General features: G+C 54.0%; 14 protein-coding genes. 2 read left to right on the forward strand and 12 right to left on the reverse strand.

The features are described 5' to 3' along the window. Nucleotides 1-8: 8 nt before the first annotated feature. Nucleotides 9-695 carry an N-acetylmannosamine-6-phosphate 2-epimerase gene (locus UC14_RS05725; RefSeq protein WP_173362081.1) on the reverse strand — a complete coding sequence of 229 codons (687 nt, stop codon included), beginning with the start codon at nt 693-695 and terminating at the stop codon, nt 9-11. Between the two features lie 8 nt (nt 696-703). After that, a complete protein-coding gene (locus UC14_RS05730; protein WP_112152119.1) occupies nt 704-2,257 on the reverse strand; it encodes a PTS transporter subunit EIIC in 1,554 nt (517 codons plus the stop codon). Between the two features lie 204 nt (nt 2,258-2,461). Between UC14_RS05730 and UC14_RS05735 the strand changes: the two genes are divergently transcribed. Further along, the gene (locus UC14_RS05735) at nt 2,462-3,262 is read left to right on the forward strand and encodes a MurR/RpiR family transcriptional regulator (RefSeq protein ID WP_183065404.1); all 801 of its coding nucleotides are present in this window, start codon (nt 2,462-2,464) and stop codon (nt 3,260-3,262) included. A gap of 86 nt (nt 3,263-3,348) precedes the next feature. On the opposite strand, the gene eno is transcribed toward UC14_RS05735, so the two are convergent. From eno to rlmD, 5 genes are all read right to left on the reverse strand, one after another. Then, a complete protein-coding gene (gene eno, locus UC14_RS05740; protein ID WP_013573995.1) occupies nt 3,349-4,653 on the reverse strand; it encodes a phosphopyruvate hydratase in 1,305 nt (434 codons plus the stop codon). A gap of 75 nt (nt 4,654-4,728) precedes the next feature. Continuing rightward, nucleotides 4,729-6,366: a glutamine hydrolyzing CTP synthase gene (gene pyrG, locus UC14_RS05745; RefSeq protein WP_013573994.1), complete on the reverse strand. Its 1,638-nt coding sequence runs from the start codon at nt 6,364-6,366 to the stop codon at nt 4,729-4,731. Nucleotides 6,367-6,714: 348 nt separating this feature from the next. After that, nucleotides 6,715-7,518, reverse strand: coding sequence for a nucleoside triphosphate pyrophosphohydrolase (mazG, locus tag UC14_RS05750; protein ID WP_013573993.1), 804 nt, complete (start codon nt 7,516-7,518; stop codon nt 6,715-6,717). Between the two features lie 78 nt (nt 7,519-7,596). Beyond that, nucleotides 7,597-9,834, reverse strand: coding sequence for a GTP diphosphokinase (relA, locus tag UC14_RS05755; RefSeq protein WP_013573992.1), 2,238 nt, complete (start codon nt 9,832-9,834; stop codon nt 7,597-7,599). 9 nt (nt 9,835-9,843) lie between these two features. After that, entirely contained in the window at nt 9,844-11,214 is a 1,371-nt protein-coding gene (rlmD, locus tag UC14_RS05760; RefSeq protein ID WP_112197364.1) for a 23S rRNA (uracil(1939)-C(5))-methyltransferase RlmD, read from the reverse strand. A gap of 63 nt (nt 11,215-11,277) precedes the next feature. Between rlmD and barA the strand changes: the two genes are divergently transcribed. Next, a complete protein-coding gene (gene barA / locus UC14_RS05765; RefSeq protein WP_112197365.1) occupies nt 11,278-14,028 on the forward strand; it encodes a two-component sensor histidine kinase BarA in 2,751 nt (916 codons plus the stop codon). Nucleotides 14,029-14,075: 47 nt separating this feature from the next. Here barA and UC14_RS05770 read toward each other — a convergent pair whose 3' ends face one another. The 5 genes from UC14_RS05770 to UC14_RS05790 form a co-directional block, all read right to left on the reverse strand. Continuing rightward, nucleotides 14,076-15,383: an amino acid deaminase gene (locus UC14_RS05770; RefSeq protein ID WP_112197366.1), complete on the reverse strand. Its 1,308-nt coding sequence runs from the start codon at nt 15,381-15,383 to the stop codon at nt 14,076-14,078. A 117-nt stretch (nt 15,384-15,500) separates the two neighbouring features. After that, nucleotides 15,501-16,640, reverse strand: coding sequence for a glycerate kinase (locus tag UC14_RS05775; RefSeq protein WP_013573988.1), 1,140 nt, complete (start codon nt 16,638-16,640; stop codon nt 15,501-15,503). A gap of 120 nt (nt 16,641-16,760) precedes the next feature. Beyond that, nucleotides 16,761-17,699: a 2-hydroxy-3-oxopropionate reductase gene (garR, locus tag UC14_RS05780; protein ID WP_255563054.1), complete on the reverse strand. Its 939-nt coding sequence runs from the start codon at nt 17,697-17,699 to the stop codon at nt 16,761-16,763. After that, nucleotides 17,683-18,453, reverse strand: coding sequence for a 2-dehydro-3-deoxyglucarate aldolase (gene garL, locus UC14_RS05785; protein ID WP_013573986.1), 771 nt, complete (start codon nt 18,451-18,453; stop codon nt 17,683-17,685). Before garL ends, garR begins: the two co-directional genes overlap by 17 nt. Nucleotides 18,454-18,513: 60 nt before the next feature. Beyond that, nucleotides 18,514-19,857: an MFS transporter gene (locus UC14_RS05790; protein ID WP_015689387.1), complete on the reverse strand. Its 1,344-nt coding sequence runs from the start codon at nt 19,855-19,857 to the stop codon at nt 18,514-18,516. Nucleotides 19,858-19,959: the final 102 nt, after the last annotated feature.

A 19,959-nucleotide genomic window follows, 5' to 3' on the forward strand; every position in this document is an offset into this window, starting at 1 on the left:
AATGTTTATCAGCGTAAAGAGCGGATGGCGTCAGTAAAGCGTTGCGTGATCTGCTGCGGTCGGGTAATTGCACCACCGACCACAACGGAATGCGCCCCCAGCGCTAAACATCGCGCCGCCATTTCTGGGGTATCCACGTTTCCCTCGGCAATGACCGGCGTCGTGCACTGCGCCAGCACCTGACGCAGGAAAGCGAAGTCGTCATGCCAGAGTTTGCTGCCCTGCGTCTCCTGAGTATAGCCGTGCAATGTTGTCCCGATACAATCAAAACCTAAAGCCTGCGCGTTTTGCGCTTCTTCTAAGGTCGCGATATCCGCCATCAGCAACAGGGACGGAAACTCTTTACGAATGTGTTGCACCAGCGCCGCAAGTTGCAGTTCACCCGGACGCTGATGGAACGTGGCATCCATCGCGATCATGTCCGGCGCAACGGTCATCAGCTCACGGACTTCTTTCAGGGTTGCCGTGATATAGACATCGCTTGCGGGGTAATCACGTTTGATGATGCCGATAACCGGCAGCGGCACGGTAGCGCGGATGGCTTTCACATCTGCGACGCTGTTGGCGCGGATCCCCGCGGCACCGCCCTGCATAGCGGCCAGTGCCATACGGCTCATAATAAAATCGCTGTGCAGCGGTTCGTCATCCAGCGCCTGACAGGACACGATCAACTGTCCCCTGACGGTCGTTAACATTGACTGATTCATACTCCCAACATCTCCTCAATTTCATTTTTAATAATCGTGACATGCGGTCCGTAGATCACCTGAATACCGTTTCCGCGGATCAGCACGGCGCGTGCCCCGCTCGACTTCAGCTTGTTTTCATCCACTTCGCTAGCCTGATGAACGCTGATGCGCAAACGCGTTGCGCAGCAATCCAGCTCGGCGATATTGGCCGCGCCGCCCAGTGCTTCGATAATCAGTCCGGCGCGATCGGTCACGACGTTATCCTGCTGAATTTCAGCCTCATCACGCCCCGGCGTTTTCAGGTTGAAGCGCCTGATCAGGTAGCGGAAAGAGAAGTAATAAAGGGCAAACCACGGCACGCCGACCAGCGGGACGTACATCCAGTGCGTTTTGCTTTCGCCCTGTAAAACCCCGAACAGAATGAAATCGATAAAACCGCCGGAGAAAGTCTGTCCGATGGTGATCTGCAAAATGTGGGCAATCATAAACGCCAGACCGTCGAATACCGCATGCAGGACATACAGCATCGGCGCGACAAACAGGAACGAGAACTCAATAGGTTCGGTGATCCCGGTCAGGAAGGAGGTCAGTGCCGCCGAAAGCAGCAACCCGGCGACGCGTTTTTTATTCTCAGGCCGCGCCGTGTGGTACATCGCCAGACACGCACCCACCAGACCAAACATCATGGTAATGAAGCGCCCGGACATAAACCGTGAAGTGCCGATATAAAACTGCTGCGTATTGGGGTCTGCCAGCTGGGCGAAGAAGATCCGCTGCGTGCCTTCCACCAGATGCCCGTTAATTACTTCGCTGCCGCCGAGTGCGGTGGTCCAGAAAGGCAGATAGAAAATATGATGCAGACCGAACGGGCCGAGCATGCGCAGCACAAAACCGTAAATGAAGGTGCCAAGGTATCCCGTCGCATCCACCAGTCCGCCCATGCCAAAAATCACTTTCTGGAAATGTGGCCAGATGAAGAACATCAACGCCCCGACCACGATGGCCGCAACGGAGGAGATGATCGGCACAAAGCGGGAACCGCCAAAAAACCCGAGAAACTGCGGTAATTCGATTTTGTTGTAGCGCTGATGGAGCCACCACGTCACAAGACCGATCACCACGCCGCCAAATACGCCGGTTTCCAGCGTCTGAATGCCGAGCGCCATTCCCTGCCCGGCGGCACTGAGATTGGTGGTCACCAGTTGCCCTTTGAGGATCAGGATGGCGTTGATGGTGGCGTTCATCACCAGGTATCCGAGCAGCGCGGACAAACCTGCGGTTCCTTTATCACTGCGTGCCAGCCCGACGGCGACCCCGACGGCAAACAACACCGCCAGATTGGCAAAGACGATCGATCCGGCACTGGCCATGACGGTGAAAATCGCCTGCAAGGCCGGAATATTCAGAAACGGATATGCCGCTAAGGTATTGGGATTGGAAAGCGCCCCGCCAATACCCAGCAGCAATCCGGCTGCGGGCAAAATAGCGATAGGCAACATGAAAGACTTGCCAAACTTTTGGGCTCTTTCGAACCACGCCCCGCCCCCTGAACCATTGAATATTGACATGAGATAACTCCGCGTTGTGTTGTTGTGATAATTATTTTCACCACACTATATAATTAAAATAATAATTACCATCAAATGTGCAACGTTATCCATATGGAATTCTTCTGGCGTTAACTGCGTCACATCAGCCAAACTAGTCAGGTCAATTATTCTGAGGAGAGCCGAGTGAGTCAGACCAAGGAAACAGGCACGCTGTTACTGCGAATGCGTCAGGGACTGGAGAATTACAGTCCGACGCTGCACAAGCTGGGCAGTTTTGTGCTGGAACAGCCGCAGCGCGTGCTTTACCTGACCATCACTGAACTGGCGCGTGAGAGTGATACCAGTGAAGCCAGCGTCACGCGGCTTTGCCGCCAGCTCGGTTGCAAAGGGTTTACCGAATTTAAGATGGGTCTCGCGCTTGAGACGCGACAAAATCCGACATTGCCGTCCGCTGAAGGGAATGACGACGTTCAGACGCTGATCGAAGACAGCATCACTGCCCTGCGTGATACCGGAAAACTGCTCGATCGGCAGGTGCTGGCGGACGCCGCGTTTCGCATTCATAACGCGCGTTCCGTTCAGGTGTATGGTGTTGCAGCCAGCGCTATCGTGGCGGATTATCTGGGTTACAAGCTGCTGCGTCTGGGCAAAGCGTCGCAATGTTTCGCTGATATGCACCGCGCGGCGATGAATGCCGTGAGCCTGGATAGTCAGGATATTGTGGTCGTGATTTCCAGCTCAGGTTCCACTAAAGATGTGTTGCACGCCGCCGCGCTGGCGAAGCGTCAGGGCACCACAGTCATCGGTATCAGCAATACGTTGCGCAGCCCGCTTTCCTCACTGGCCGATATTTTACTGGTGGCCGCCAAACCCGAAGGTCCGCTGACGGCGGGTTTACTGACGTCCAAAGTCGGCGGGATGCTGCTGGTGGAATTACTGATCAATCAGCTGTTAACGCACTCTCCGGATTATCTGCAAGCCAGCGAACACAGCGCGAGTGCCACGCTTTCTTTATTGCTGTAAGACGGAGATCTTAACGATCTCCCTGAATTGCAGACATAAAAAAACCCGCCGGAGCGGGTTTTTATGAAAGCGTTACGGGGCAGTAATTACTGACCTTTAACTTCTTTCAGACCGTTGAACGGAGCAGGAGTACCCGCAGCCGCCAGCGCTTCTTCGATACGGATCAGCTGGTTGTATTTAGCAACACGGTCAGAACGGCTCATAGAACCGGTTTTGATCTGGCCAGCAGCGGTACCCACAGCCAGGTCAGCGATGGTCGCATCTTCAGTTTCGCCTGAACGGTGAGAGATAACGGCAGTATAGCCAGCGTCTTTCGCCATTTTGATCGCAGCCAGAGTTTCGGTCAGAGAACCGATCTGGTTGAATTTGATCAGGATGGAGTTAACGATGCCTTTGTCGATACCTTCTTTCAGGATCTTGGTGTTGGTGACGAACAGATCGTCACCGACCAGCTGGATTTTGTCGCCCAGAACTTTAGTCTGGTAAGCAAAGCCAGTCCAGTCAGACTCGTCCAGACCGTCTTCGATAGAAACGATTGGGTACTGTTTAGTCAGGTCTTCCAGGAAGTGAGTGAACTCTTCAGAAGTGAACGCTTTGTTGCCTTCGCCAGCCAGAACGTATTTGCCATCTTTGTAGAACTCAGATGCCGCACAGTCCATCGCCAGAGTGATGTCTTTACCCAGTTCGTAGCCTGCTGCTTTAACCGCTTCAGCGATGACAGCCAGCGCTTCTGCGTTAGAACCCAGGTTTGGCGCGTAGCCACCTTCGTCACCAACAGCAGTACCCATGCCTTTAGATTTCAGCACTTTAGCCAGAGTGTGGAACACTTCTGAACCCATACGGATAGCTTCTTTCAGCGTTTTAGCGCCAACAGGCTGGATCATGAACTCTTGAATATCAACGTTGTTATCAGCGTGTTCGCCGCCGTTGATGATGTTCATCATAGGCAGTGGCATAGAGTATTTGCCTGGGGTGCCGTTCAGTTCTGCGATGTGTGCGTACAGTGGCAGACCTTTAGAAGCCGCAGCCGCTTTAGCAGCAGCCAGGGAAACAGCCAGAATCGCGTTAGCACCGAACTTAGATTTGTTCTCAGTACCGTCCAGATCGATCATGATCTTGTCGATGTTAGCCTGATCTTTCGCGTCTTTACCGGTTACAGCCTGAGCGATAGGACCGTTAACCGCAGCAACGGCTTTCAGTACGCCTTTGCCCAGGAAACGGGATTTGTCACCGTCACGCAGTTCCAGCGCTTCGCGGGAACCGGTAGAAGCACCTGATGGCGCAGCAGCCAGACCAACAAAACCACCTTCCAGATGAACTTCAGCTTCTACGGTCGGGTTACCACGGGAGTCGATGATTTCACGGCCGATAACTTTAACGATTTTAGACATTAAGATTTCCTCAGTACAAGTTAACTAAAGCTTCAGACAAGAGATGCGCCAATGGCGCATCTCTTCCCCGGTATTTTATTTTACCTGACGCTTCTGATACTCACCGGCAGCCTTCACGAAGCCTGCAAACAACGGATGACCATCACGCGGCGTTGACGTAAATTCTGGATGGAACTGACAAGCGACAAACCACGGATGGTTAGGCAGCTCGATGATTTCCACCAGTTGCTTATCGCCAGAGCGACCGGCTACGCGTAAACCTGCGGCTTCGATTTGTTTGAGCAGCATATTGTTCACTTCGTAACGGTGACGATGGCGTTCAACTATTGTCGGCTCGCCGTACATCTCACGAACCAGGCTACCGTCGTTCAGGTGACATTGCTGTCCGCCCACACGCATGGTGCCGCCTAAATCACTGTCTTCGGAACGTACTTCGACGTTACCTTCTTCATCGCGCCATTCGGTGATGAGTGCAACCACCGGGAACTTACAGTCTGGCACAAATTCGGTGGAGTTGGCGTTCTCCATACCCGCAACGTTACGGGCGAACTCAATCAGCGCAACCTGCATACCCAGACAAATGCCCAGATAAGGAATGTTATTTTCACGTGCATAACGCGCCGTTGCCACTTTCCCTTCCACACCACGGTAGCCGAAGCCACCCGGGATAAGGATCGCGTCCAGGCCTTTCAGCACCTCGACACCACGGGTTTCGACATCCTGAGAGTCGATAAGTTTAATGTTCACGGTCAGACGATTTTTCAGGCCGCCGTGTTTGAGCGCTTCAATCACAGATTTATAAGCATCTGGCAGCTCAATGTACTTACCGACCATGCCGATAGTCACTTCACCGCCCGGATTGGCTTCTTCGTAAACAACCTGTTCCCATTCGGACAAGTTGGCTTCCGGTGCGTTGATGCTGAAACGTTTACAAATATAGTCGTCCAGACCCTGAGATTTCAATAGGGCCGGGATTTTATAAATAGAATCAACGTCTTTAAGGGAGATAACCGCTTTTTCCGGCACGTTACAGAACAACGCAATTTTCGCGCGTTCGTTGGCAGGCACTGCGCGGTCAGAACGGCAAATCAGCACGTCCGGCTGGATACCGATAGACAGCAGTTCTTTTACAGAGTGCTGGGTCGGTTTGGTTTTCACTTCACCGGCTGCCGCCATGTAAGGCACCAGTGTCAGGTGCATATACAGCGTGTGCTCACGGCCCACTTCAACCGCCATCTGACGAATCGCTTCCAGGAACGGCAGGGATTCGATATCACCGACAGTACCGCCAATTTCAACCAGCACGACATCGTGGCCTTCGCCGCCTTCAATGATGCGTTCTTTGATGTTGTTGGTGATGTGCGGGATAACCTGGATGGTTGCGCCGAGATAGTCGCCACGGCGCTCTTTGCGCAGCACGTCGGAATAAATACGGCCCGTGGTGAAGTTGTTGCGACGAGTCATCTTGGTGCGGATGAAGCGCTCGTAGTGACCCAGATCGAGATCGGTTTCAGCGCCATCTTCGGTAACGAAGACTTCGCCATGTTGAGTTGGGCTCATCGTACCCGGATCCACGTTGATATACGGGTCCAGTTTCATGATGGTCACGTTGAGGCCACGGGCTTCGAGAATAGCCGCCAGAGAGGCTGCGGCAATGCCTTTACCCAGAGAGGATACGACCCCGCCGGTCACAAAAATATAATTAGTTGTCATGCTGAACCTGAGAGGTTAGGTTTAAAGATGATGGAGTAACCAAGACGGGAAAACAGTATACCGGAACCTTGTGTGCGCCACAAATAAACGTTTTGCTGTCCATCATCGTTTTCCTTACCGTCAGTTCAGAAGGGTTAACCCTGCCAGCGCTGTTCTTTCATTCGTTCAAAAACAAACAGTTAGCTTGTAAAAAGTGCTGTGCTGTTCGCATGACCCACTAAAACATCTTAGATTTCAATTTGTTGGACTTTACTGCTCTCAGATCAGCCGGTTAAGCACTGAATGACATTGAGCTTAACCGTTTCAGCAGATTCAGATCTTGTTTCCGATCAAAGTCGGAGAGCTAACTCAGCCTTCCTGCTTTTTCACCTGCTGCCAGGCGTCTTCCATCTGCTCAAGTGTAGCATCTTCCATGTTTAAGCCTTTTCCACGGATAATTTCCTCGACCTGCCTGAAACGGCGCTCAAACTTGCGGTTGGCCGCCTGCAACGCATCTTCCGCTTTGTGGCCTAAATGGCGGGAAAGATTCACCGTCGCGAACAGCAGGTCGCCGATTTCCTCGCCGAGCTTTTCTTCATCGATCACTGCCTGACGCGCTTCAAACATCACTTCGTCGATCTCTTCGTAAACTTTGTCGAGCACCGGCCCGAGTGTGGTCCAGTCGAACCCGACATTCGAACAACGTTTCTGAATTTTGTGTGCTTTCATCAGCGCAGGCAACGCGGAAGGAATGTCATCAAGCGCCGAATGCAGGGATTTCTCCGCCCGCTCTTGTGCCTTACGCGCTTCCCATTTGACCAGCACATCCTGACTGCTGGCGTCTTTCGACCAGGCCGCTTCCTGCCCAAAGATTTGCGGATGGCGGCGCTCTAATTTGTCCGAAATAGCATTGCAGATATCGTCAAACTCAAACAGCCCTTGTTCGCTGCCCATCTGCGCGTAAAACACCACCTGAAACAGCAGATCACCCAGTTCGTCGCGCACATCGTCGTAATCTTTGCGGGCGATGGCATCCAGTACTTCGTAGGTTTCTTCCAGCGTGTACGGGGCAATCGTCTCGAAAGTTTGCTCTTTATCCCACGGGCAGCCCGCTTCTGGGTCGCGCAGGGTTTTCATAATGGTGAGCAGGCGTTGTAAAGAAGAGTCGGTCATAGGATCTGTCCGTTTTAAAAGAGATGAGTCAAAAACATAAAAGAAAAGGCCCGACTGGCGGGCCTTATAAGCGTTTGATCAGCTGCCGTGAAGCCGCTTGGCTTCAATTACATCCGGCAACTGGTTCAGTTTGGCAATCACACGTCCCAGCACCTGCGGGTTGTAGATTTCGATATCCATGTCGATGGTCGCCAGTTGCTGGCGTGTGTCGCTGCGGCTGGCAACACCGAGTACGTTCACTTTTTCATTGGCAAGAATCGTGGTGATATCACGCAGCAGGCCGCTGCGGTCGTTAGCCACCACACGTACCACCAGTGAATACCCGCTGGAGTAACTTTCGCCCCATACGGCATCGACCACACGTTCCGGCGCATTCGAACGTAAATCTTCCAGTTGATCACAGTCGGCACGGTGGATGGAAATCCCGCGGCCCTGAGTGATGTAACCGACGATTTCGTCGCCCGGGATCGGCTGACAACAGCGCGCAATGTGGTGCATCAGATTACCGACACCTTCAACCACCACGCGGCCATTGTCTTTGGTACGGGTCGGTGGCGGTGTGGTTTTCTGCGTCAGCTGGCGCAAAGCTTCTTTATCCAGCTCTTCCGCACTCGGCTTTTTCAGCTGCGATTGCAGGAAGTTCACCATCTGATTCAGACGGATATCGCCGTTACCGATTGCGGCCAGCACTTCATCCAGCGAGTTGACGTTGTAGCGCGGCAGCAGCAGTTTCTCGGCATCTTTGATGCTGATATCCAGTCTGTCCAGCTCGTCATCGAGGATTTGTTTACCGGCAATAATGTTCTTATCGCGATCCTGTTTACGGAACCAGTTTTGAATTTTCGAGCGCCCGCGGCTGGTCGTGACGTAACCCAGACTTGGGTTCAGCCAGTCGCGGCTTGGGTTCGCATGCTTCTGGGTGATGATTTCAATCTGATCGCCCATATGCAGCTGATAGGTGAACGGCACGATGCGGCCGCCAATTTTCGCCCCGATACACCGGTGCCCCACATCACTGTGGATGTGATACGCAAAGTCGAGCGGCGTGGAGCCCATCGGCAGGTCGATCACGTCGCCTTTTGGCGTAAACACGTAGACGCGATCGTCGAACACCTGGCTGCGCACTTCGTCGAGCATTTCGCCCGAATCGGCCATTTCTTCCTGCCACGCGATAAGTTTTCGCAGCCAGGCAATACGACCTTCGTAGCCCCCGCTGCGGCCACCGACCACAGCGGTGCCTTCTTTGTATTTCCAGTGCGCCGCGACGCCCAGCTCAGCATCTTCATGCATCTGACGCGTACGGATCTGCACTTCCAGCGTTTTCCCACGCGGCCCCAGCACCACGGTGTGAATCGACTGATAACCGTTCGGTTTCGGGTTGGCGACATAATCGTCGAACTCATCCGGCAGATGGCGGAAATGAGTGTGCACAATCCCTAATGCGGCGTAACAATCCTGTAAACGCTCCACCACAATACGCACGGCACGCACGTCGAAGAGTTCGTCGAACGACAGGGATTTTTTCTGCATCTTGCGCCAGATGCTGTAGATATGCTTGGGACGGCCGTAAACATCAACTTTGATGCCCTCTTCGGCCATCGCATTTTTAACGGTCGACACAAAATCGTCGATGTACTGCTCACGGTCGATACGGCGTTCATGCAACAGTTTGGCAATGCGTTTGTATTCGTCAGGATGCAGATAACGGAAGCAGAAATCTTCCAGCTCCCATTTCAACTGGCCGATACCCAGACGGTTAGCCAGCGGCGCATAAATATTGGTACATTCTTTGGCCGCCAGTACGCGCTCTTCTTCCGGCGCATCTTTCACTTCGCGCAGATGAGCGATACGTTCAGCCAGTTTCAGCACCACGCAGCGGAAATCTTCCACCATCGCCAGCAGCATGCGGCGGACGTTGTCCACCTGCTCGGAAGCCATGGAATCGTTTTGCGTGGCTTTCAGCTGGCGGATGGCATCCATATCACGCACGCCATGTACCAGATCAGTAATGGCTTTACCGAACTGTTGGGTCAGGGTGTCTTCATCAATGATGCCGTCATCAACCAGCGGGAACAGCAGCGCCGCGCGCATACTGTCGTTATCCATGCTGAGGGTCGAGAGGATTTCAACCATCTCCAGACCGCGCCATAGCAGCAGCGAGGCGTCAGGATGGCCCTGCGTTTGTTGCTCGCAGTAGCGCCAGGTTTCGGCTAAACGCTCACATGATTGCTGGCTGGACAGTCCTAAACTATTGATCCAGTCGTCGAGCGCGAACTCGCCAGCCGTGTTCAGATGTGCACTTCTTACCGCAACCATACCCTCTCCCTACGTTTCTGACACAACACCTGTGTCAGACGGGTTGATAAACAGAGCCATCGATTCAAGGTGACCGGTGTGCGGGAACATATCCAGCATACGCACCCCGGCCAAACGATAACCCGCCTCCAACAAAATTTTACTGTCCCGCGCCAATGTTGTGGGGTTGCATGACACATACACCACACGCGCCGGGGCAAGCTTAACAATATGCGTCATCACGCCAGCAGCGCCACCCCGGGCCGGGTCCAGCAAGATTTTATTGAAACCTTGTGCCGCCCAGGGTTGTTTACTGACATCATCTTCCAGATTCTCATGGAAGAAGGACACATTCTCTAATCCATTATTCCGGGCATTATCTTGCCCATTCGCCACCAGTGTAGCAACACCTTCGACGCCGACAACCTGGTTAGCTCTTTTTGCCAGCGGAAGGGTGAAATTCCCCATCCCGCAGAACAAATCCAGCACGCGATCTTCCGGCGTCAGTTCCAGCCACTCCAGGGCCTGCGCCACCATTTGCTGGTTAACGGCATCATTCACCTGAATAAAATCGCGCGGGCCAAATTTCAGATTCAAACCATCAATCTGATAATAAGGGGGTTCGCCGCACAAAGGCTCCAGAGTCTCGCTGTCAGGCGCCAGAAAAATCGTTAACTGATGTTGCGCCGCAAACGCCGTCAGGCGCGTACGATCGGCTTCACTGAGCGGATCAAGATGACGCAGCACCAACAGCGGGCCGTTATCCGCCAGCACCATTTCCAGATGCCCGAGGCGTTTCGCCGCCGATAATGACGACAAACATTCCTGCACCGGCACCAGCAGTTGCTCCAGCTCAGGCCGCAGCACCGGGCAACGGGTAATCGCCACCAGATCGTTGGAGCCTTCCTGACGGAACCCCATCACCAGCGGGCCGCTGACGGCACCGGCTTTACGCCCCGGTTTAACGCCCGCAATTTGCAATCCCAGACGCGCACGACGGCGGTAACCGTATTGCGGACCGGCAATCACTGGCAGCGGATCCGCCAGAATACCGGTTTCGCGGGAAATCAGGCGTAATAACGCCGCTGATTTACTGCGCTGTTGCAGTGCCTCGCTGGCGTGCTGCTGTTGACACCCGCCGCAAGTGGAATAGTGCGGACACAGCGGTTTTACCCGATCGTCGCTGGTGGTCAGCAAACGCTTCAGCTTACCTTTGGCGTACTTGCTTTTATCTTCTGTTAAAGTGACTTCGGCCTGTTCGCCGGGCAGTAAACCACTGACAAATACGGCTTTGCCATTGTGGCGTGCCACACCTTGCCCGAAAGTATCGAGGTCGGTGGCGGTCACAGTTATCGTTTGCCGGGTCGTCACGCGACGGTTCGGAGAGTAGAATTGAGCCATTATTGTCGATTACACGCTGGTTTATTAAGCTTACTTTAGCTAATTCTCCCACATTGGAACCTCATGACCAAATATAGCCTTCGCGCACGGATGATGATCCTGATCCTGGCACCGACATTAATGATCGGTTTGCTGCTCAGCACCTTCTTTGTGGTGCACCGCTACAACGAGTTGCAGAACCAACTGACAGAAGCCGGAGCCAGTATTATCGAGCCTCTGGCAGTCGCAAGCGAATATGGCATGACGTTCCGGGAACGCGAACCGGTGAAACGGCTGATCAGCCGTCTGCACCGTAATCACTCTGATATTGTACGCAGCATCAGTGTGTTTGATGGCGAGAACAAACTGTTTGCCAGTTCGACCAGCCAGCATGATGACAGTCCGTTGCAGGTAAAACGCATCGAAGACATTCCGCGCGAGCTGACGAAAACCCGTTCCGGCGATGTGCTGATCCTGCGCACGCCCATTCAGGCTGAAAACCATACGGAAGCGGATGACGAAACCTTCAGTGCCTCGCCGGACAACCGGCTGGGTTATATCGCCATTGAACTGGATTTACGTTCGGTAAAACTGGCGCAATATCAGGAAGCGTTCGTATCCACCATGCTGTTATTGCTGTGTCTGGGTATCGCCACGCTGTTCGCTTACCGCCTGATGCGCGACGTGACAGGACCGATCCGTAATATGGTGAATACCGTTGACCGCATCCGCCGCGGGCAGCTCGACAGCCGCGTGGAAGGCAACATGCCGGGCGAACTGAGCATGCTAAAAAACGGCATTAACTCGATGGCGATGTCGCTGACGGCCTACCACGAAGAAGTGCAGCAGAATATCGATCAGGCAACGTCAGACCTGCGCGAAACGCTGGAGCAGATGGAAATCCAAAACGTCGAGCTGGATCTGGCGAAGAAACGTGCCCAGGAAGCGGCGCGTATCAAATCTGAATTCCTGGCCAATATGTCTCACGAGCTGCGTACCCCGCTCAACGGTGTGATCGGCTTTACCCGCCAGACACTGAAAACGCCGCTTTCGCCAACGCAGGCGGACTATCTGCAAACCATTGAGCGCTCCGCGAATCACCTGTTAACCATCATTAATGACGTGCTGGATTTCTCCAAGCTGGAAGCTGGCAAACTGGTGCTCGAGCATATTCCGTTCTCGCTGCGTGAAATGCTCGATGAAGTGGTTATTTTGCTGGCGCACACCGCGCATGATAAAGGTCTGGAACTGACGCTGAACGTCCACAACAACGTGCCGGAAAACGTGCTGGGCGATCCGATGCGCATGCAGCAAGTGGTGACTAACTTGCTGGGAAATGCGATTAAATTTACTGAAACCGGCAACATCGATATCAATGTCGAGCTGCGTTCGCAGAACAATTTGCAGGTGGAACTGGAAGTGCAGATCCACGATACCGGCATCGGGATTTCCGAACGTCAGCAGTCGCAATTGTTCCAGGCTTTCCGTCAGGCTGATGCCAGCATTTCGCGCCGACATGGCGGCACCGGATTAGGGCTGGTGATCACCCAGCGTCTGGTGAAAGAAATGGGCGGAGACATCAGTTTCTACAGCCAGCTGAACCGCGGTTCGACCTTCTGGTTCCACGTCACGCTCGAGCTGAATGAAAACCGTCATATTACGCCGGTTTCCATGAATCATCTTGAAGGCAAACGTCTGGCCTATGTTGAAGCCAATCCGGCGGCGGCGAAAGCCACGATGGAAATCCTGCAGGCCACACCGCTGGATATCACACATCGCACCACGCTGGCTGCGCTTCCTGAGCCATGGTACGACATCATGTTGTGCAGCATTCCGGTCAAACCGGATCAGGTTCTGGCGGACTACGAGGGTAAATTGCAGAAAGTGCTGGGCATGACACAGCACCTTCTGCTGGCGCTGCCGAGTCAGTTCCAGGTGGATGCCGAAGAATTGAAAAGGCGTGGCGTTCAGGCCTGTCTGATTAAACCGATGTCGAGTATCCGCCTGCTGCCGCTGTTGTTACATGAACAACAGGCTTCCGTCAGGGTGATCGGTAACGACGAAGATAAAACCTCGCGTCTGCCGCTGACCGCCATGGCGGTGGATGACAATCCGGCAAACCTCAAACTGATTGGCGCCTTGCTGGAAGAACTGGTGGAAACCACCGTGCTTTGTCACAGCGGTGAAGAAGCCATCGATGTCGCACGTCATACCGATCTGGATATTATTCTGATGGATATTCAGATGCCCGATATCGACGGCATTCGCGCCAGCGAAATCATCCACCAGATGGCGCGCCATGCCAAAACGCCGGTGGTGGCCGTCACCGCGCACTCGCTGAGCGGCGAGCGTGAACAGTTACTGAAACTGGGGATGGACGATTACCTGTCTAAACCCATTGATGAAAGCATGCTGAAAAATGTTCTGTCGCGCCATCATCAGCATCAGACACAGCTGGATTCACCGTTGCAGGCCAGCGAGTCACTCGCGCCGATCAGCACACTCGACTGGCAACTGGCACTGAGTCAGTCAGCCAATAAAGTCGCGCTGGCGCAGGATTTGCTGCAAATGCTGGTGGAGTTTCTGCCGCAGGTGGTAGAACGCGTGGAAGCCGTCACCCGTGGCGAACCGGACGACGATATTCTGGCGCTGATCCACAAGCTTCATGGCAGTTGCAGCTACAGCGGCGTACCCCGTCTGAAACGGCTGTGTTTCTACATTGAACAACAGCTTCGTCAGGGCGTCAGCGTGGAAACGCTGGAACCGGAATGGTTTGAACTGCTTGATGAAATTGACAACGTGAAGCGCGCAGCAGTGGCGTATTTACCGAGGTAGTCATTAAAAAGATTAACGCCCGGCATCGTCCGGGCGTTTTCGTGTCGTCAGAACCAGGTCGTCACCGCGCCGGTCACATCCCACTGTTCATTCACCAGCAACAACTGACGCCATTTGTCGAACGTCAGGCACGGATGACAGATATCAAACACCAGCATGTCGCCGACTTTCAAATCCGCATCTTCCGGGATCGACATAAACGCATGCTGATCCATCATCGCGAACACCTTCCAGTCGTCAGGCGCGGGCACCACCGTGGTGTATCCGGCCTGTGTGGCGCTGCGCGGACGAAAATGTCCGGCCGCTTTCGGGTATCCGGCATCATAACCGGCATCACGTTTGCCGAACGCAATAATGGCCCTGCCCGGTTCCGGCAACGACTGCACGGCTGCCCAGACCTGCAACGCTGGCTGTAAACTGCTGTTCATTTCACGCGCCACCGGATTGCTGGTTTGCATGCGTTCCAGCGCCGCCTGATACGCGCCAACGTCGTGTGTCACGTAACAACCGGAACGCAGAATGATATCCAGCACGTAGCGTTTTTCTGCATCAAGATGGGTTTCTTCCCGCGTCAGTTCCTCGGCAACAACATCGAACCAGGCGGAACCTGCACCGGTCAAAATCACCTGGGGTTCAGCAAATTCTCCGGCCTGCGCCAGCGCTTCGGTACGTGTCATCACGTGACGCAGGAAGCTGCGGATCACCGCTTCATCATTGCTCACGCCTTCATAAAGCTCGACGCCGACCAGCGCCAGTGACTGCGGCCAGCGCTTCACCGCCGCCAGTACGTCGGCTTCCTGTTGTTCGGTGCGAATACCGGTGCGCCCGCCCGTTATGCCGTACTCAAACATCACCCGCAGTTTCTGCCGCTGGCTGGCAAAATAGTGCCCGAGCGCATCGGCGTTCTCAGCAGAATCCACGATGCAGGTAAAATCAAATGCCGGGTCATCACGCAGCAACCCGGCAATGATTGCCATGTTGCCTTTCCCCACCAGCTGATTCGCCATGATCACTTTGCGCACACCGTGCCGGAACGCGGCATCAACCTGCGGTGCCGTTGCCAGCGTGATGCCCCATGCGCCGAATTCCAGCTGCATCTGATACAACTCAGGGCTCATGGTGGTTTTGCCGTGCGGTGCCAGTTTGAGCTGATAACGCTGGATAAATTCACGCATCCAGGAAAGGTTGTGTTCGATTCTCTCTTCGAGCAGCACCGCCACCGGCAGGCTGACGTCTTCACGCAGGATATTCCAGCCCTGTTCACGGATATCGCGCATGCGCGCACCGTCACTCAGCGGCCCCAGCCCTTTCGTTTGCGTATTAACCGGCTGCTGTGAAAAATCGATCTCTGACATACGTGTTTTCTCATTGGCGAATGTCTTTAAAACCTAACGTAAAACCGAGGGAAATAAAATACAAAAACCGGCGCAGGCTGGGCCTGAACACCGGTTTTATATCCTGAGTGCTGTCGGTTAAAGCTTTTGCGATAACTTAATAGTGGCGGCAATATTTCGTGCTGATTTACGCAAGTTGTCTGCGGCGTTTTTCAGGGCATCATCGAGCGTACAAATGCTGTAGAGCACGCTGAAAACAGCATCCAGACCATGGTCGTAAACGACATCAACATCTTTTGTCAGACTGCCGGCAATACCAATCACGGGCTTGTTGTAACGTTTAGCCACCCGTGCCACACCAATTGGCACTTTGCCATTGATGCTCTGACTGTCAATCCGCCCTTCACCGGTAATCACCAGCGTGGCATCTTTCACCAGTTCATCCAACCCCAGCGCATCGGTGACGATCTCAATGCCCTGGCGCAGTTCGGCATGACAGAACCCGTAAAGTGCCGCTCCCATGCCACCGGCAGCACCGGCTCCGGGAACATGCTCAACGTCGATACCCAGATCCTGTTTGATCACCCGGGCGTAATGATGCAGATAGCCGTCGAGCTGTTCGATCATCTCCGGTGTTGCCCCTTTTTGCGGGCCAAAGATGGCAGAAGCTCCGTCTTTGCCGGTCAGCGGATTCGTGACGTCACAGGCCACTTCAAAGCGGCATGTTTTAATTCGCGGATCCAACCCGCTGATATCAATGTGGTGCAGTTTTTCCAGCTCGCCTCCGCCCTGACCAATAGATTTGCCATCTTTGGTCAGCAACTTCGCGCCCAGCGCCTGCATCATGCCAGCGCCACCATCGTTGGTAGCGCTGCCACCAATCCCGATAATGCAGTGTTTTACGCCGTGGCCGAGAGCAGAATGGATCAGTTCCCCTGTACCATACGACGTGGTTTTCAGCGGATTACGTTGCGCCGGAGGAACACTTTCCAGCCCGCTGGCCGCCGCCATTTCGATGAAAGCGATTTTCTCATCACCTGAAAGGCCAAAAAACGCTTCAAGCGGGGTGCCCAGTGGTCCGGTGACATTCACCTTCACCACACGCCCACCGGTAGCCGCCACCATGGCCTCTACCGTGCCTTCGCCGCCATCGGCAACCGGCAACTTGACGTACTCTGCCTCGGGGAAAATCTCACGGAACCCACTCTCGATGGCTTTTGCCACATCCAAAGCAGACAAACTTTCTTTGTATGAATCCGGTGCGATCACTATTTTCATAAAGTCATTACCTTCATAAACTGCACGCGCCGATGTGGAAAAGCGTCCTGTCAGTTTTGCATCCTGCCTGAAGGGCCGCGCGCCGGCCGTGTTCATTCAGCGCCGCGCGTCCGCCGCAGACTAACGGGTAACTTCAACCTTCGCTAAGGTTTCATAATAGCGTGCAATAGCGCTATGGTCAGATTGCCCATGACCATCCGCTTTCAATGCCTGCATCATTTCCATGACCAGCGAGGTCAGAGGCAGTTGTGCGCCGACGCTGTGTGAGGTGTCCAGTGCGTTCGCTAAATCTTTGATGTGTAAATCAATACGGAAGCCCGGTTTGAAGTTGCGATCCATCACCATCGGCGCTTTCGCTTCCAGCACGGTACTGCCTGCCAGACCACCACGAATTGCCTGGAAAACCAGATCCGGATCCACGCCCGCTTTGGTTGCCAGCACCAGTGCTTCTGACATCGCCGCAATGTTCAGCGCCACAATCACCTGGTTCGCCAGCTTGGTCACGTTGCCCGCACCAATATCACCGGTATGCACCACCGAACCCGCCATGGATTTCATGATTTCATAGCATTTATCAAACACAGCTTTGTCGCCACCCACCATCACGGACATGGTGCCGTCGATGGCTTTTGGTTCACCACCGGAGACCGGCGCATCGAGCATCGCGATTTGTTTAGCGGCCAGCGCCTCACTGATTTCACGACTTGCCAGCGGCGCGATAGAACTCATGTCGATGAAAATGGTGCCCGGACGAGCGCCTTCAATCAGACCATTTTCGCCCAGCGCCACGTCTCTCACCTGCGGCGAGTTTGGCAGCATGGTGATGATCACATCAGAAACCGCAGCCACCGCTTTTGGTGTGTCTGCGGCTGTCGCGCCGAGTTGGACAATCTCGCCGACGGTATCCTGATTGCGGTCCATAACGACCAGCTCGTAACCTGCTTTCAGCAGGTTTTTGCTCATAGGCTTGCCCATGATGCCTAAACCAATAAAGCCAATTTTCATTCGGGTATCCTCTTTATATTGATGTAATGAGAGCGGATCACTGGGTGAAGCGATCGCACAGCGCCTGTGTGCCTGCACGGAAAACGCCTAAATCACTGCCGACAGCCACGAAGGTCGCTCCCCACTCCAGATAACGGCGCGCATCCGCTTCAACCGGTGCCAGAATACCGCTCGGTTTGCCATGCGCTTTTGCACGCGCAAAAATGTGACGGATAGCGGCCTGCACGTCCGGGTGTCCGGCGTTGCCCAGATGCCCCATGCCTGCGGCCAGATCACTCGGGCCGACGAAAATGCCATCGATGCCATCAACGGCAGCAATCGCGTCCAGATTATCGACGCCCTGCTGGCTTTCGATTTGCACCATCACCGCGATGTTGTCATTGATGCTGTTGAAGTAATCCGGCACGGTGCCGAACATGTTGCTGCGGTGGGAAACGGAAACGCCGCGGATCCCGGCAGGCGGATAACGGGTAGAAGCAACGGCCAGCTCAGCCTGTTCCTGTGTTTCCACAAACGGCACCAGGAAATTGTAGAAACCGATATCCAGCAGACGTTTAATCACCACCGGATCGTTGAATTGCGGACGAACTACCGGCGCGCTGCGGCTGCCTTTCAGCGCCATCAGCTGCGGCACAAAAGTGCTAACATCGTTTGGCGCGTGTTCGCCGTCGAGCAGCAGCCAGTCAAAACCTGCGAGGCCAAGCACTTCGGTTGAGATCGGGCTGGATAATGCTGACCAACAGCCAATCAGGGTTTTCCCTTGCAATAAGTCCTGGCGGAACCGGTTTGGAATCATTTGATTACTCATATCTGACCTCATAAAAGGGGGCAGAGCCGGGATGCCCGGATTACCCCGCATCGCAATTTACTATTTCTTAAGTTCCAGACGTTTGATATCGCCGACCACCAGCAGATAGCAAAGCATCGCCATCAGTGCTGAACAGCCCACAAAAATTAATGCCATATTGAAAGAATGCAGACCTTTCACGATGTAGCCGATCACCAGCGGCGTCACGATGGAGGCCACGTTACCGAACACGTTGAAGATGCCGCCGCACAGACCGATGACTTCTTTTGGCGCAGTATCCGCAATCACTGGCCAGCCGAGCGCTCCGAAGCCTTTACCGAAGAACGCCAGCGCCATCAGGGTGACGACCAGTACGTTATTGTCCGTGTAGTTACACAAAATGATGCTGGTGGCTAATAACATGCCCAGCACGATAGGAATTTTACGCGCCACGGTCAGCGAATAGCCGCGTCTGATCAGAAAATCTGAGAACACGCCACCCAGCACACCGCCCGCAAAACCACACAGCGCAGGAATTGCGGCAATCATCCCCACTTTAAGAATAGACATGCCCTTTTCCTGAACCAGATAAATCGGGAACCAGGTCAGGAAGAACCACGTAATACTGTTAATGAAATACTGTCCGAAGAAGATCCCAAGCATCATGCGGCTGCTCAGCATCTGACGAACGTAGCTCCATTTCGGGCCACTTTTCGCGCTGTCCGTTTTCTTGTGGTCGATATCAACAACGGCACCGCCGTCTGTCAGATACTCCAGCTCACTTTTAGAAATATGTGGATGTTCCGGCGGGTTGTGAATGAATTTGATCCACACCAGCGTCAGCACAAAACCCAGCACGCCCATCACGATGAAAACATGTTCCCAGCCCCAGGCATAAGTCAGCCAGCCCAGCAAAGGCGAAAACAGTGCCAGTGAGAAATACTGTGCGGAGTTAAAAATCGCGGAAGCCGTGCCGCGTTCAGTGGTCGGGAACCAGGCAGCCACAATACGGGCGTTCGCCGGGAAGGATGGAGCTTCGGAGAAACCGAGCATGAAACGCAACATGAACAGCGTCAGTGCGCCGTACGCCAGCGGGAACCAGCCCACAAAACCCTGCAACAGGGTGAACAGCGACCAGAAGAACAGGCTGTAGGTGTACACTTTTTTGGAGCCAAATCTGTCCAGCAGCCAGCCGCCGGGCAATTGCATAATCAGATAAGCCCAGCCGAACGCGGCAAATATTTGTCCCATGTCGGCAGCATCCAGGCCCAGCTCACGCGCGACCTCGGTTCCCGCGATAGAGAGCGTGGCGCGGTCAGCGTAATTCACCGCCGTGATTAAAAAGATAATCAGCAAAATATAGTAACGGATATGGGTCCGTACCTTACTTTGCGCGATTGTCCCGGACTGAGATTGAATGTTCATGGTGACCCTCATTGTCATAATGCGAAAATTTTTCAGGGAGCTCACCGTTATTGAAATAACGTTTTTCGTTCACCTGTGGTTATTCGCCGTACAGCGTCTTAA

The organism is Rahnella sp. NRRL B-41462 (assembly GCF_003263525.1).
Classification (GTDB): domain Bacteria; phylum Pseudomonadota; class Gammaproteobacteria; order Enterobacterales; family Enterobacteriaceae; genus Rahnella; species Rahnella aceris.

What these genes read in the sequence shown, in the direction of transcription:
- UC14_RS05725 (WP_173362081.1), bottom strand. Translation starts at nt 695, where the DNA reads ATGTTAACGACCGTCAGGGGACAGTTGATCGTGTCCTGTCAGGCGCTG.
- UC14_RS05730 (WP_112152119.1), bottom strand. Translation starts at nt 2,257, where the DNA reads ATGTCAATATTCAATGGTTCAGGGGGCGGGGCGTGGTTCGAAAGAGCC.
- UC14_RS05735 (WP_183065404.1), top strand. Translation starts at nt 2,462, where the DNA reads ATGCGTCAGGGACTGGAGAATTACAGTCCGACGCTGCACAAGCTGGGC.
- eno (WP_013573995.1), bottom strand. Translation starts at nt 4,653, where the DNA reads ATGTCTAAAATCGTTAAAGTTATCGGCCGTGAAATCATCGACTCCCGT.
- pyrG (WP_013573994.1), bottom strand. Translation starts at nt 6,366, where the DNA reads ATGACAACTAATTATATTTTTGTGACCGGCGGGGTCGTATCCTCTCTG.
- mazG (WP_013573993.1), bottom strand. Translation starts at nt 7,518, where the DNA reads ATGACCGACTCTTCTTTACAACGCCTGCTCACCATTATGAAAACCCTG.
- relA (WP_013573992.1), bottom strand. Translation starts at nt 9,834, where the DNA reads ATGGTTGCGGTAAGAAGTGCACATCTGAACACGGCTGGCGAGTTCGCG.
- rlmD (WP_112197364.1), bottom strand. Translation starts at nt 11,214, where the DNA reads ATGGCTCAATTCTACTCTCCGAACCGTCGCGTGACGACCCGGCAAACG.
- barA (WP_112197365.1), top strand. Translation starts at nt 11,278, where the DNA reads ATGACCAAATATAGCCTTCGCGCACGGATGATGATCCTGATCCTGGCA.
- UC14_RS05770 (WP_112197366.1), bottom strand. Translation starts at nt 15,383, where the DNA reads ATGTCAGAGATCGATTTTTCACAGCAGCCGGTTAATACGCAAACGAAA.
- UC14_RS05775 (WP_013573988.1), bottom strand. Translation starts at nt 16,640, where the DNA reads ATGAAAATAGTGATCGCACCGGATTCATACAAAGAAAGTTTGTCTGCT.
- garL (WP_013573986.1), bottom strand. Translation starts at nt 18,453, where the DNA reads ATGAGTAATCAAATGATTCCAAACCGGTTCCGCCAGGACTTATTGCAA.
- UC14_RS05790 (WP_015689387.1), bottom strand. Translation starts at nt 19,857, where the DNA reads ATGAACATTCAATCTCAGTCCGGGACAATCGCGCAAAGTAAGGTACGG.